Origin of the sequence: Stenotrophomonas sp. 57 (genome assembly GCF_030291075.1) — a bacterium.
In the GTDB taxonomy this organism is placed as follows: domain Bacteria; phylum Pseudomonadota; class Gammaproteobacteria; order Xanthomonadales; family Xanthomonadaceae; genus Stenotrophomonas.
Genome location: NZ_CP127407.1, coordinates 1,411,420 through 1,424,594, shown reverse-complemented (window position 1 = coordinate 1,424,594; position 13,175 = coordinate 1,411,420). Strand labels below are relative to the sequence as shown.

The following is a 13,175-nucleotide window of genomic DNA, read 5'->3' as shown; positions in this document are numbered from 1 at the left end:
GTAGTGCCGGGCCGGGCCCGGCGAGCGAAGCGACCGCTTCTGCCCTTGATCTTGGATCCGCCTTGAGCGAGCCGAGCACCGCAGGTCCGACGAGGGCGAAGAGGCGCGGGTGTTTGAGCGCAGCGAGTTCCCGTGCCGTCCCTCGACGGGCCGAGCAGCGCGGGGTACCGGTGCGCAGCACCGGCTCGCGGTCGGCGGAACGTTTCTTTTGGTTACTTTTCTTTGCGTACAAAGAAAAGTAACGCCCATGAACAGTGACGCACCTTCAGCACGCGCCACGTGCAAAAACGCCTCAGCCCTTCTGACTCACCGCCACGCTACCCAGAATCAACGCACCGGCAATCAGCATCTGCACCGTCACCGCCTCGCCCAGGAACATCCACGCAAACGCGGCGCCGAACAGCGGAATCAGGTAGGTCACCGTCGAGGCGCGTGACGGGCCGATGCGACCGATAAGGCGGTAGAACATCAAGAAGGCCAGGCCGGTGCAGGCCACGCCCAGCGCGATCGCCGCGCCCCAGGCCTTGAGCGGAATCGCTGCCTGCGGCCAGTGGCTCACCGCCATCGGCAGCATCCACAGCGAGGCACACGACAGCGTGGCTGCCGCCGCCGCCGCTGACGGCAGACCGGTCATGTGGCGCTTCACCAGGTTCACGCCCAGCCCGTACAGCAACGACGCCGCAGCGCCGGCGATCACCGCGGTACCGATGCTCAGGCCGGAAACCTTGGCGGTGGCCAGCACCACCACGCCGGCGAAACCAACCAGCAAGGCGCCGGCGCGGCGCATGCCGATCTTCTCGCCGAAGAACAGGAAGGCGATCAGCGCGGCGAACAGCACGGTCATCGCATTGCAGATCGCGCCGATCGCCGCCGGCGCCTGCTCCGCCGCATAGGCAAACAGCACGAACGGCAGCGCCGAATTGATCAGCCCGATCGGCGCCAGCCACAGCCAGCGCCGCGGCGGGAACTGCGCGCGGGCGCGCCACAGGAACGGCAGCAGGACCAGCGCGCCCAGCACCAACCGGACCTCCACCAGCGCGAACGGACCGAACGAGGGCACCGCCACCCGCATGAACAGGAACGAGCAGCCCCAGATGGCGCCCAGCAGGGTCAATTCCAGCGGCGTGCGCCAGTCGCGCTCGGCCGCCTGTGGGACCGCATTCATGCTTTGCCTCCGTCCATCGTCTCTTCCTCGCCAAGGCGGACAGGATCGGGCGCAGACGCCTGCCGCACAAGCGCGTAGTATCGCTGCCAGCCACAAATATGGTTTGAGGCTCGACATGCAGCTACGCCCTTCCCTGCTCCCCGCACTGGCCGTGTTCGCGGTCGCCGCGCGCCACCAGAACTTCGCCCAGGCCGCGCAGGAACTGCACCTGACCGCCAGCGCGGTCAGCCACCATGTGCGGCGCCTGGAAGAGGTACTGGAGACCCGGCTGTTCCTGCGCCATGCCCGCGGCGTGCGCCTGACCGCCGAGGGCCGGCAGTTGGCCGACGCCGCCAGCGCCGCCTTCACAGATGTCGCGGCGGTCGCCCATCACCTGCAGCCGGATGCCGACAGCGTCCCGCTGCGGATCACCACGCTGCGTTCGCTATCCTACTGCTGGCTGCTGCCGCGACTGCCCCGCTTCACCCAGGCCCATCCGCACATCCGCATCGAGCTGCACACCGGCAGCGGCCTGGATCGCTATGACGACAACGGGCCGGAGGTCGGCATCCGCTACGGCCAGGGCCAGTGGCCGGGCCTGCGTGCACAGCACCTGATGGACGACTACCTGTTCCCGGTGGCCTCGCCGGCATTGCCCGGGGTCGAAACACTGGTCGATCCGGCGCGCATCGCCGGGTTGCCGCTGCTGACCGATCTGTCACCACAGGGCTGGCGAGACTGGTTCCGCCACGCCGGCGTGCGCCCACCGTCGCCGCTGCCACCGATGCACACCTTTGCCGACAGCACCGATGCGATGCGCGCGGCGGTGTACGGCATGGGCGCGGTGCTGGCGCGCACCCACATCGCCCAGCCCTACCTGCAGCGCTACGAAGTGGTGCGATTGCCCGGCCCCGCGCTGAAGGCGCGCTACGCCTATCACGTGGTGCATGCCGAAGGACAACCGCCAAGCCCCGCAGCACGCCTGTTCATCGACTGGCTGCTGGAGCAGGCGCAGGACGAGCGCACGCCCATCCCCGCGCTGCCGGACAGCTTGCTGGGACGCTCGGCCACGCGCGGCTGACTGCGCCCTCACCCGCTCTTTGCTTCACGCTGGCTAGGCTGCAGGCAACCCCACAACGTACCTACGCCATGGCCATGCTGCGACTGCGCATCACCGGAACCGAAGACGACGCCCGCGCCATCAGCGACCTGCTGCTCGGCCTGGAGGGCATCGAGCATGTCGAGGAAACCGACGACCTGATGCCGCACATGGACGACGACGATTCCAGTTCGGCCGGACTGTCCGATGACATCGGCCCCGGCATCCACGAACTGGAAGTGGAAGTCGGCAACGAAAGCACCGCGCAGAAAGTGCGCGATGCGGTGCAGGAACTCGCACTGGAGCTGGATGTGTTCGTCGAGTACGAGACCGACGAGGGGTGAGGCTTCGCCGGCCGTGGCCCGGCGCTACCTTCCACCTGCCCCGTAACGCCGGTCCACGACCGGCCGGCGCATCGTTCGATCACGCCTTGCGACGTCGACGACGCCACCACGCCCGCACCCCCCATCCTGCGATCAACGCCAGTACCGCGACCGGCAGCAATGCGGCCGCCGCGCGGATCAGGAACGCGATGCTGGTGCTGAGGATGCTGCCCGATTCGCTCAGTGCTTCACCGATCTCACTGCGACTGCGCTGCCCGGAGGTGGTGCCGAAGTGCAGCGTCACCAGCTGGGTATCGATGCGCCGGCGCTGCTGCGCCGAATCCTTGTTGGCCTGCTCGACACCGGCTTCGATCTCAGAAAGGCGCGTGGTGATCGCCATCAGGTCTTCAATTTTCAGGTCCTTGCGGTCCTGGTAGGACAGCAGCCGCGCGTGTTCCTTCTCCAGCCGCGCCTTGGTCAATGCGGTGTCGGCCACCTGCTGTGCGAGGTCTTCGGCGCGCGTGCTGCGCGATTGCAGCTTGCCGCCTTCACCCGCCATGGTGATCAACGGCTCGGTGCCCTTCGGTGCAATGCGGACCTTGACCTCGCCGCTGGGCTGCTCGCCACTGCGCTGATCAACCTGCAGCACCGCACAATCGCCGAACTTCGCGCTTTGGCAGGCCTGCGCCACCTGCTGGATGCGTGGTGCGATCTGCGCAGCGTCCAGCTGTATCTGCACGTCATGCTCGTAGGCCAGGAACGCACCTTCCGGCGAAGCGACCGCGGCTTCGGCACCGCCTCCGGCATCGGCCGCGACGTCGCCATGCTGTCCGCATGCTGCCAGCGCCAGCAGCAGCACCGGCATCGCGGCCCTGCGCGTCCACGCGCACACCGGCCTCACAGTGCGGCTCCGTCGTAGGAGGTCACCGAAAGACCGGCCAGATCCACCTGCGGTACGCAGCGCACGTTCACCGCCACCATCGGCGTGCCCGTGCGCGGGTCCACCGCTTCGCTGTAGGGGGCAATGCCGCACTCACGGCAATGGTGATGGTCGATGTGGGCCTTGTTGAAATGGTAGGTGGCCACATCCGCCGGATCGGTGATCAGCTGGAACGCCTCGCGCGGGGCAAACCACAGCAGGCTGCCTCGGCGCCGGCACATCGAGCAGTTGCAGTCGATGACATCGCTGATCGGCGCCTGCGCCTGTACGGTGAATGCGATCCTGCCGCAATGGCAGCTTCCCTGGTAGTCCATGTCCTGCGCTCCGTTGGAGGGTCCGTGTCTGCACCCATGGTAATCCTATGGCACGGGGACAAAGCAGCCCCGGGGCCCTATGCTCGGGGTTTGACCCCGTACAGGAACGCCGATGCGCCCGCATCTTCTTGCCCTCGCCCTGGTCGCCGCCCTCGCCGGTTGCCAGCCAGCCGACGCCCCGACCAACGCCTCCACCCCGGCCTCCAGCCAGCAGGCCGGTGACGCGGCGGTCGATGCCGCCTTCGCCGATCTGTCCAAGCGCGCCCTGGATACCTGGATGCAGCTGTCGCCGGTCAGCGCCACCCAGATCGGCGACCACCGCTACGACAGCGAACTGGACGACCTGAGCGCCGCCGGCCAGCAGAAGACCGTGGCCGCCTACAAGGCGCTGCTGGGCGAGCTGGACAAGATCGAGGTGGCCAAGCTGGGCCGCGAGAACCAGGTGGACGCGGCAATCCTGCGCAACCAGCTGCAGTCGGAAATCTGGAACGCCGAAGTGCTGCAGTCCGGCAAGTGGGACCCGCAGCTGTACAACGGCATCGCCGGCAGCGCGATCTACGGCCTGATGGCGCGCGAATTCGCACCGCTGCCGGAGCGCCTGAAGTCGGCCACCGCGCGCATGGAAAAGCTGCCGGCGATCTTCGCCCAGGCCCGTGAGAACCTGGACCCGGCACGCGTGCCGAAGATCCATGCCGAGACGGTGGCCAAGCAGAACAAGGGCATCCTCAGCATCGTCGATACCTTCATCACCCCGCACATCGGCGAACTGCCGCAGGCCGACCAGCAGCGCCTGCAGGCCGCCATCGACGGCCTGAAGAAGGCGGTGGACGAGCAGCAGACCTGGCTGGACAAGACCCTGGTGCCGAACGCCAAGGGCGACTTCCGCATCGGCGCGGAAAAGTACGACCAGAAGTTGAAGTTCGCGCTGAGCTCCTCGCTGTCGCGCCAGGAGATCGGTGAGCGTGCACGTGCCGAGCTCAAGCGCGTGCGCGAGGACATGTACGGCATCGCGCAGACCGTGCTGAAGGACAAGCCGGGCGCGCCGGAGATGCCGGCCCAGCCGACCGACGAGCAGCAGCAGAAGGCGATCGAGGCCGCACTGGAACTGGCCTACGCCGACAAGCCGGCACGCGACAAGGTAGTCGACGATGCCAAGGCCGCGCTGGAGCAGTCCACCGCCTTCGTCCGCGAGCACGACCTGGTGACCCTGCCCGACGCACCGGTGGACATCATCCTGATGCCGGAATTCCAGCGTGGCGTGGCTGTGGCTTACTGCGATTCGCCGGGCCCGCTGGACAAGAACCTGAAGACCTTCTACGCCGTGTCGCCAATTCCGGACGACTGGAACGAGAAGCAGGTCGACTCGTTCCTGCGTGAATACAACTCGCGCATGATCCACCTGCTCAGCATCCACGAAGGCACCCCGGGCCACTACCTGGAAGGCTGGCATTCGGCCAAGTTCCCCTCCACCCTGCGTGCGGTGCTGCGTTCGGGCCTGTTTGCCGAAGGCTGGGCGGTCTACACCGAGCGCATGATGCAGGAGCAGGGTTACCTCAACAACGACCCACTGTTCCACCTGGTGCAGCTGAAGTTCTACCTGCGCACGATCTCCAACGCGATCCTCGACCAGGGCGTGCACGTGGACAACTGGGATCGCGAAAAGGCGATGCACCTGATGACCCACGACGCGTTCCAGCAGGAAAGCGAAGCAGCCGGCAAGTGGGTGCGCGCACAGCTGACGTCGGCGCAGCTGCCGACCTACTTCGTCGGTGCGCAGGAACACTTCGACACCCGCAAGGCGGTACAGGAGAAGCTGGGCGACAAGTTCAACCTGAAGGCCTACCACGACCAGGTACTGTCCTACGGCGCACCTCCGGTGCGCTTCGCACGCCAGCTGATGCTGGACCAACCGATCGAATGATTGGTTGGGTGTGAGATGGAAACGGAACGGCCCGGGGAGACCCGGGCCGTTTCTACATGCGGTGGTGGGAGGTGCGACTGCATCACGCACTCGCAACATGCCCGGGCGCATCGTTCGCCGGGTTCCCCCTTCAACCGGCGTCCATGTCTCTCCCCCTGTTCCGTCTTGCATTGCTACCCGCGCTGCTGGCCAGTGCCTGTGCCTTTGCTGCCTGCCCTCCGCCACCCGCTGGCCAGCCGGACATCCGTGCCCTGGGCTACTACACCGACAAGGCCGGGTCGGTGATCGACCCGACACTGCGCCAGCAGAACCACGATGCCACCGCGCCACTGGACCGCTATGCCGCCGACGTGGCACGCATGAGCGACGACTACCTGCGGGACGGTGATCGTGCCGCTGCGCAGTGCACGTTGGCTTGGCTCAGCGCCTGGGCGAAGGACGGCGCGATGCTCGGGCAGATGATCCGGGTCAACAACGACCAGTCGTTCTACATGCGGCAATGGATGCTCGATGCAGTGGCCATGGCCTACCTGAAGGTGCATGACCAGGCCGACCCGCAGCAGCGCGCGCGCATCGATCCGTGGCTGCAGCAGCTGGCGCGCGCCAATCTGAGCTACTGGGACACCCCGAAGCGGCGGCGCAACAACCACTACTACTGGGGCGGCTTGGGCGTGCTGGCCACCGGCCTGGCCACCGATGACCAGACCCTGTGGCAGGCCGGCCACGCGGCCTTCCAGAAGGGCATCGATGACATCCAGGACGATGGCAGCCTGCCGCTGGAAATGGCGCGCGGGCAACGCGCCCTGCACTACCACGATTACGCATTGGCGCCGCTGGTGATGATGGCTGAGCTGGCGCGGCTGCGCGGACAGGACTGGTATGCCAGCCGGGATCACGCCATCGACCGCCTGGCACGCCGGGTGATCGAAGGCAGCAACGACCCCGCGTGGTTCAACGAACGCACCGGTGTCACACAGCTGCCACTGAAGGCCAGCGGCTGGGTCGAGTTCTATCGGCTGCGCTCGCCCGATGGCGGCCTGTTCGAAGCTGCACACGCACACGGGCCGTTCCACTCGCCACGGCTGGGCGGCGACCTGACCCTGATGGCCACGCACGGCATCGTGCGAACGCCCCTGCGCTAGCGGCGCACCTCAGCGGGCCGCCGGGTGCAGCAGGCGCTGGAATTGCGCGACGGTGCAGCCCCGCGCGGCGCAGCCCGGCAGCCGCAACGCGACGCGGCCCGGCGGCTGCGCCTCGGTGAGCGGCTGTGCGTTACGCAGCTGTGCGGTGGTCGGGTAGACATAGGCGAGGCGAATCCGTTCCACGCCGCTGTGGCGGTCACGCCAGCGCTCGAACTGCAGCAGGCCGCCGATCGGCGTCTTCTCGTACTGCCCCGGCAGGCTGTAGTCGCTGATTGCCAACGCCGCCAGCAACGAACCGATATTGGAATCGTGACCGACCAGCAGGCTCACCTTCGGCGACGCCTGATCGTTCAACAGCACATCCACGCGTGCCAGCAGCGGTCCGGCCACATCCCGCGCGACCTCGGGCGTTCCGAACAGGATGTCCTGGTAGCGGTTGCGGATCTGCGCCAGCGCCTTCCATTGCGCCTCGTTGTTCAAGCGGCCCCAGCCTTCGCGCGGAATGCCACTTCCCTGGTAGTGCTCCATCAGCAGCGCATCGACCAGTCCGCTGGCCAGCGCCAGTGAACCCGAAGCGCGAGGCTCGTTGCCCGGTTCCGCACTGAACGTGGTGTCGGACAGAACCAGATGGCAGTCGCTGCGGCCGGTACACGCCGCCGACTGCGGGTATCGGGTGATCTGCTCCAGCACGGACGTTGCTGGCGCCAGATCCGATGCGGCCAGCGCTTGCTGCATTGCCAACAGCGCGCGCTTGCGGAAGGCCGTGTCTCCGTTATGGATCACCGGATTGAACAAGGGATCCATCGTGCCCAGCGCCATGCGCTGCTCGATCGCAACATGGCAACCCGGGAAGGCACCGGCAACGAAGAACTCTGCGGTGGCCTGGGTACGCTGCAGGCTGTTGGCGTGCGCGTGGAAGTCGCCCGGCTGCGGGCAGCCTGTTGCCGGTAGCAGCTGCGCCTGCCGCAGCCACTGGCCCATGTAGCGGCCCACGTAGAGCTCCAGCACACCGCCCTTGGTGGTCAGCTCGCCTGCACCCACGTCCCAGCGCGGCCACGTCTCGGGCGTCGCATTGGCGAGCGCGCCCGATGCCACCACCGGCGCGCGCAGGTTGTGGCGGCTGAGCAGGACGACCTGCTGCAGCTGTTCATCTGCGGCCGTCGCGGTTGCAGTGCTCATGCCCAGCGCGAGCACCAGCAGCAGAGAACGTAGGGGGCAGATCATTCAGGTCTCCAGAAGCACGCAGGGGTCAGAGCCCTTTCCTTAGGAAAGGGATCCGACCCCAAGGGATACAGGACCGGGGTCGGATCCCTCTCGCAGCGAGGGCGCTGACCCCACAGCGATCATTGGTCGGCCGCGACAAAACCACCGGTCTGCCGCGCCCACAAGCGCGCGTACAGGCCACCAGCCGCAATCAGTTCCGCATGGGTGCCGGTCTCGACGATGCGGCCCTGATCCATCACCACCAGCCGGTCCATGCGCGCGATGGTCGACAGCCGGTGCGCGATGGCGATCACCGTCTTGCCGCCCATCAGTTCGTCCAGGCTGTCCTGGATGGCCGCTTCCACTTCCGAATCCAGCGCCGAGGTCGCTTCGTCCAGCACCAGGATTGGTGCGTCCTTCAGCAGTACGCGGGCAATGGCGATGCGCTGGCGCTGCCCACCGGACAGCTTCACGCCACGCTCGCCGACATGCGCGTCGTAGCCGCGCCGGCCCTGCCCGTCCACCAGTGTGTCGATGAAGCTGGCCGCACGCGCCTTGGCCACGGCCGCGTGCAGTTGCTCGTCGCTGGCATCCGGGCGGCCGTACAGCAGGTTGTCGCGGATCGAGCGATGCAGCAGCGAGGTGTCCTGGGTGACCACGCCGATCTGCTGGCGCAGGCTTTCCTGCGTAACGTAGGCAATGTCCTGGTCGTCGATCAGGATGCGGCCGCTTTCCAGGTCGTACAGGCGCAGCAGCACGTTCACCAGGGTCGACTTGCCCGCACCGGAAGGACCGACCAGGCCGATCTTCTCGCCCGGCTTGACCAGCAGATCCAGGCCGGCGATCACGCCGCCCTTCTTGCCGTAGTGGAAATGGATGTCCTGGAAGTGCACGCTGCCGCGGGTCACCCGCAGCGGCACCGCATCGTCGCGGTCCTGCACGGTCAGCGGCTGGGCGATGGTCGTGATGCCATCCTGCACCGTGCCGATGTCCTCGAAGATGCCGTTGATGGTCCACATGATCCAGCCGGACATGTTGTGGATGCGGATCACCAGGCCAGTGGCCAGGGTGATCGCGCCCACGGTGATGTGCCCGCCATTCCACAGCCACAGCGCCAGCCCGCAGGTACCGGCGATCAGGAAGCCGTTGACGATGGCGATGGTCAGGTCCATGCCGGTGGTGATGCGGGTCTGCGCGCGGTGCTTGACCGCCAGCTCCTGGATCGACTCGGCCACGTAGGCCTGCTCGCGGCCACCGTGGGCGAACAGCTTCAACGTCGGGATGTTGGTGTAGCCATCGACGATGCGGCCCATGGCCTTGGAACGTGCCTCCGAGGCGATCCATGCCCGCTGCTTCGCGCGCGGCACGAAGTAGGCCAGGATCACCGCGTAGGCCAGCAGCCACAGGATCAGCGGCACCATCAGGCGCCAGTCGGCCTGCGCGAACAGGTACAGCGCGGTGCCGGTGTAGACGACGATGTACCAGAGCGAATCGACCATCTGCACGGCTGATTCGCGCAGCGAGGTACCGGTCTGCATCACCCGGTTGGCGACGCTGCCGGCGAAATCGTTCTGGAAGAAACTCAGGCTCTGCCGCACCACGTAGTTGTGCATCAGCCAGCGCGAGCGGTTGCTCAGGCCGGGCACGATGGCCTGGTTGACCAGCAGGTTATGCAGGCCGACCAGGATCGGCCGCGCGATGACCGTGATGAACAGCATCCAGCCCAGTTCATTGGCGTGGCGCTTGAAGAAGTCGGCGCCCGGCTGCTCGGCGACCATGTCGACGATGCGGCCCAGGTAATCGAACATTGCCACTTCCACCAGCGCCAGCAGCAGCCCGGCGATGAGCGTGGCCAGCAGCACCGACCATACCGGGCGCAGGTAGTGCAGGTAGAACGGCAGCACCCTGCGTGGTGGCATGCGCCCGTCCACGGGCGGGAACACCGGAATCAGGGATTCAAACCAACGGAACATTGCATTCCCTCGCCAACATTAGCCGGCGGAGTATCCCACGCCGCATGTGTACGCCGGCCGACGATGCCGCGGCGCCGGTAATGCCGGCCGCTGGCCGGCAATCCCATGATCGCCGCAAACATCGCGAGGATGCCGGCCAGCGGCCGGCACTACCCCTTACGTTGCCGGAGTGAACAGCAGGTCCTGGAAATCGAAACTGAAATCGGTCAGGTCGGAGATCGGCTGCATGCGCACCTCGCGCACCTTGCCGTCCGGGTCCAGGCTGAAGTTCACGAACGCATCGGCGTTGAGCGAACGATCATCCCAGCGCACGATGAAGGTGTCGTGCTGCCAGTGCTCCAGGCGCCCACTCAGCTGCGCGGTCTTCGCAAAGCGCAGGCGCAGGCCTTTGCCCTCGCTGCTGACCTGCATGTCGCCATACCAGCGGTCGCGGAACGTGCCGGTGTAACCGGCCAGCGCCAGCGACGGCGTGCTGCGCTTGTCACGCGCGGCCTGGTGCTTGGCCCAGGCTTCATCGGCCTTGTCCTGGCCCTTGGCCACGGCCTTGGCATAGGCATCCACCCAGTCGTGCTTCTCGCCGCCCAGGTAGGCATCGAGAACGCTCAGGGTGATCGCGTTGAACGCCGCGCCCACTTCCTGGTTGGTCAGCACCACCACGCCCAGCTTCTCGCCCGGCACCAGGGTCAGCCTCGAGACCATGCCCGGCCAGCCACCGGTGTGCCAGACCAGCTTCTGCCCACGGTAATCGCTCAGGCTCCAGCCTTCGCCATAGCCGGCGAAATTGGCTCGCGCCGGTGCCAGTTCCGGCACGCTTGGCGCCGGGATCGACTGCGGCGTGATCATCCGCCACATTTGCTGCTGGCTCTTTTCGCTGAACAGCGGCGTGCCATCGGCCAGTTTGCCTTCGGCCAGCTGCACCTTCATCCAGCGCGCCATGTCATGCGCGCTGGAATAGATGCCACCGGCGCCGGCGTTGTTCGACCAGGTCAGCGGCGCAACGGTGCGCAGGTCCTTGAAATCGTACTTGGCGTGGCCGACCGCGGCCTTGTCGCCGGGCTTCAGGTGATCGGCGTTGTAGCGCGTGCCGGCCATGCCCACCTTGTCGAAGATGCGGGTCTGCAGGAACTGCTGGTAGCTCATGCCAGAGACATGCTCGATCACCTGCTGGGCGACCGCGTACAGGATGTTGTCGTACGCATAGCTTTCACGGAAACCGCCCTTCAGCGGCACTCTGCCCAACCGCTCCACCACTTCGGCATTGCTGTAGGAGGTGGTCGGCCAGAACAGCAGGTCGCCGGCGCCCAAGCTCAGCCCGCTGCGGTGCGAGAGCAGGTCACGGATCGTCATCTGCCCGGTCACGAAGGGGTCGGACATGCGGAACGACGGCAGGTGGTCGATCACCTTGTCGTCCATCTTCAGCTTGCCGTCCTCGGCCAGCAGGTTCAGCGAGGTGGCGGTGAAGGCCTTGGTGTTGGACGCGATGGCGAACAGGGTGTCGGCCTGCACCGGGTCCGGCCGGCCCTGTTCACGCACGCCCCAGCCACGCTCCAGCACCACCTGGCCGTCCTTGACCACGGCCACGGCGATGCCGGGCACGTCGAACTGTGCGCGCACGCGCTCGACGGTCGCATCCAGGTCCTGCAGCTGCGCCGGCGTCGCCGCGCTCGCCATGGTCGTGCATGCCAGCAGCACGGCTCCTCCAATCCAGGTTTTCATCCAGCACGATCTCCGAACGGGGGTAGCGGCCGTGTGCAGGCCGTCACCGGGGTTTCGCGTGATGGTAACGGTCGGCGGCGCAGCCTGCCCTGTGCCATAGGAGGGGTGTCATGGGCGGGAACGGCCAACCCAGCAATGGATCCACCATCATTCCGTGCCTGCGCTACCGCGATGCGTTGGCGGCCATCGACTGGCTGCAGCGCGCGTTCGGCTTCCATGCCCAGGCCGTGTACGCCGACGGCGATACGGTGTTCCATGCGCAGCTGACCTTCGGCAACGGCATGATCATGCTCGGCTCGGCCAACAAGGAAAGCGCCTGGAGCCAGCATGCCGCGACGCCGGAAGAGGTCGGCGGGCGCCAGACCCAGAGCGCTTGCGTGATCGTGACCGACGCCGACGCGCACTACGCCCGGGCCAGGGCCGCAGGCGCCCGCATCGTCATCGACATCGCCCGCCAGGACTATGGTGGCCGTGGTTACGCCTGCGCCGACCCGGAAGGTTACCTGTGGTGGTTCGGCAGCTACGATCCGTGGCGCGCGGACCACGGCCAGTGACCGCCGCAGCGATCCGCTGCGGCATCGGCGGCTGGGTGTTTCCCGAATGGCGCGGCGGCGCTTTCTACCCCATGGGCCTGCCGCAGCGTGAAGAACTGGCCCATGCCAGCCGTGCCCTGCGCTGCATCGAGATCAACGGCACCTTCTACCGCACGCCAACCGCAGCGCAGTGTGCGCAGTGGGCCGCGCAGACGCCGGACGGCTTCCGGTTTTCGATGAAGGCGCCCCGCTATCTGGTGCAGCGCCGTGACCTGTCCAGCACCGTGGAGGCTGCGGCCCCCTTCCTGCAGGCTGCCCTCGCGCTCGGCGATCGGCTGGGCCCGCTGCTGTGGCAGTTCGATCCACGCCATCCGGCCGATGCGCCCATGCTGGCGGCGCTGATGGCGCAGCTGCCAAAGCAGCTGGAGGGTGTGCCGCTGCAACACGCTCTGGAAGTCCGCAACGCCGAGGCGCATGGGCCGGCACTGGTGGCCGCTGCACGCGCGCATGGCGTGGCGCTGGTGATCGAAGACAGCGACGAGGCCCCCCTGCACGGCGATGTCAGCGCCCGCTTCGTCTACGCAAGGATCAAGCGCAGCCAGGCCCGCTTGAGGGAGGGCCTGCCGGCGCCCGTGCAGCAACGCTGGGCGGAACGGGCCCGGCGCTGGTCGCGCGGCGAGCCGGTGGATGACCTGCCGTGCCTGGCCGGGCCGCCTCCGGAAATCCCGCGCGAGGTCTACCTGCTGTGTATCGGCGCGGGCAAGGTCCGCAACCCAGCGGCGGCGATGGCGCTGCAGCGGCTCAGCGACGACGCCGGTAATTCCACACGCGGGTAGCGCTGCGACGTTCGCCTTGCCTCACAATAGG

The 13,175-nt window shown here is 67.1% G+C and carries 12 protein-coding genes; 6 read left to right on the top strand and 6 right to left on the bottom strand.

What is annotated here, in order from left to right; genetic code table 11:
• Positions 1-292 precede the first annotated feature (292 nt).
• Positions 293-1,165 (bottom strand): DMT family transporter, encoded by an 873-nt coding sequence (locus QP512_RS06520; RefSeq protein ID WP_286071415.1) that lies wholly within the window; start codon positions 1,163-1,165, stop codon positions 293-295.
• Between the two features lie 115 nt (positions 1,166-1,280).
• Here QP512_RS06520 and QP512_RS06515 point away from each other — a divergent pair, with 115 nt between their 5' ends.
• Both QP512_RS06515 and QP512_RS06510 read left to right on the top strand, forming a co-directional pair.
• Positions 1,281-2,225, top strand: coding sequence for a LysR substrate-binding domain-containing protein (locus tag QP512_RS06515; RefSeq protein ID WP_286071414.1), 945 nt, complete (start codon positions 1,281-1,283; stop codon positions 2,223-2,225).
• A 68-nt stretch (positions 2,226-2,293) separates the two neighbouring features.
• A complete protein-coding gene (locus QP512_RS06510; RefSeq protein WP_005408721.1) occupies positions 2,294-2,587 on the top strand; it encodes a hypothetical protein in 294 nt (97 codons plus the stop codon).
• 79 nt (positions 2,588-2,666) lie between these two features.
• Here the strand turns inward: QP512_RS06510 and QP512_RS06505 are convergent, their stop codons facing one another.
• Positions 2,667-3,431, bottom strand: a complete 765-nt coding sequence (locus tag QP512_RS06505) for a DUF4349 domain-containing protein (RefSeq protein ID WP_286071413.1) — start codon at positions 3,429-3,431, stop codon at positions 2,667-2,669.
• 32 nt (positions 3,432-3,463) lie between these two features.
• Positions 3,464-3,820, bottom strand: coding sequence for a GFA family protein (locus QP512_RS06500; RefSeq protein ID WP_286071412.1), 357 nt, complete (start codon positions 3,818-3,820; stop codon positions 3,464-3,466).
• 112 nt (positions 3,821-3,932) lie between these two features.
• Between QP512_RS06500 and QP512_RS06495 the strand changes: the two genes are divergently transcribed.
• Positions 3,933-5,741 carry a DUF885 domain-containing protein gene (locus QP512_RS06495; protein ID WP_286071411.1) on the top strand — a complete coding sequence of 603 codons (1,809 nt, stop codon included), beginning with the start codon at positions 3,933-3,935 and terminating at the stop codon, positions 5,739-5,741.
• Between the two features lie 143 nt (positions 5,742-5,884).
• Positions 5,885-6,883: a polysaccharide lyase gene (locus QP512_RS06490; RefSeq protein ID WP_286071410.1), complete on the top strand. Its 999-nt coding sequence runs from the start codon at positions 5,885-5,887 to the stop codon at positions 6,881-6,883.
• 9 nt (positions 6,884-6,892) lie between these two features.
• Here QP512_RS06490 and agp read toward each other — a convergent pair whose 3' ends face one another.
• From agp to QP512_RS06475, 3 genes are all read right to left on the bottom strand, one after another.
• Complete coding sequence (gene agp / locus QP512_RS06485; RefSeq protein WP_286071409.1) at positions 6,893-8,107, bottom strand: bifunctional glucose-1-phosphatase/inositol phosphatase; 1,215 nt, start codon at positions 8,105-8,107, stop codon at positions 6,893-6,895.
• Between the two features lie 119 nt (positions 8,108-8,226).
• On the bottom strand, positions 8,227-10,059 hold the full coding sequence (gene smrA, locus QP512_RS06480; RefSeq protein WP_286071408.1) for a multidrug efflux ABC transporter SmrA: 1,833 nt from the start codon (positions 10,057-10,059) through the stop codon (positions 8,227-8,229).
• A gap of 156 nt (positions 10,060-10,215) precedes the next feature.
• Entirely contained in the window at positions 10,216-11,775 is a 1,560-nt protein-coding gene (locus QP512_RS06475) for a serine hydrolase (protein WP_286071407.1), read from the bottom strand.
• Positions 11,776-11,885: 110 nt separating this feature from the next.
• Here QP512_RS06475 and QP512_RS06470 point away from each other — a divergent pair, with 110 nt between their 5' ends.
• Both QP512_RS06470 and QP512_RS06465 read left to right on the top strand, forming a co-directional pair.
• Positions 11,886-12,329, top strand: coding sequence for a VOC family protein (locus tag QP512_RS06470; protein WP_286071406.1), 444 nt, complete (start codon positions 11,886-11,888; stop codon positions 12,327-12,329).
• Positions 12,326-13,144 carry a DUF72 domain-containing protein gene (locus tag QP512_RS06465; protein WP_286071405.1) on the top strand — a complete coding sequence of 273 codons (819 nt, stop codon included), beginning with the start codon at positions 12,326-12,328 and terminating at the stop codon, positions 13,142-13,144. Before QP512_RS06470 ends, QP512_RS06465 begins: the two co-directional genes overlap by 4 nt.
• Positions 13,145-13,175: the final 31 nt, after the last annotated feature.

Excerpts from the sequence above, each read along its gene's own strand:
- QP512_RS06520 (WP_286071415.1), bottom strand. The coding sequence starts at position 1,165 with ATGAATGCGGTCCCACAGGCGGCCGAGCGCGACTGGCGCACGCCGCTG.
- QP512_RS06515 (WP_286071414.1), top strand. The coding sequence starts at position 1,281 with ATGCAGCTACGCCCTTCCCTGCTCCCCGCACTGGCCGTGTTCGCGGTC.
- QP512_RS06510 (WP_005408721.1), top strand. The coding sequence starts at position 2,294 with ATGGCCATGCTGCGACTGCGCATCACCGGAACCGAAGACGACGCCCGC.
- QP512_RS06505 (WP_286071413.1), bottom strand. The coding sequence starts at position 3,431 with ATGCCGGTGCTGCTGCTGGCGCTGGCAGCATGCGGACAGCATGGCGAC.
- QP512_RS06500 (WP_286071412.1), bottom strand. The coding sequence starts at position 3,820 with ATGGACTACCAGGGAAGCTGCCATTGCGGCAGGATCGCATTCACCGTA.
- QP512_RS06495 (WP_286071411.1), top strand. The coding sequence starts at position 3,933 with ATGCGCCCGCATCTTCTTGCCCTCGCCCTGGTCGCCGCCCTCGCCGGT.
- QP512_RS06490 (WP_286071410.1), top strand. The coding sequence starts at position 5,885 with ATGTCTCTCCCCCTGTTCCGTCTTGCATTGCTACCCGCGCTGCTGGCC.
- agp (WP_286071409.1), bottom strand. The coding sequence starts at position 8,107 with ATGATCTGCCCCCTACGTTCTCTGCTGCTGGTGCTCGCGCTGGGCATG.
- smrA (WP_286071408.1), bottom strand. The coding sequence starts at position 10,059 with ATGTTCCGTTGGTTTGAATCCCTGATTCCGGTGTTCCCGCCCGTGGAC.
- QP512_RS06475 (WP_286071407.1), bottom strand. The coding sequence starts at position 11,775 with ATGAAAACCTGGATTGGAGGAGCCGTGCTGCTGGCATGCACGACCATG.
- QP512_RS06470 (WP_286071406.1), top strand. The coding sequence starts at position 11,886 with ATGGGCGGGAACGGCCAACCCAGCAATGGATCCACCATCATTCCGTGC.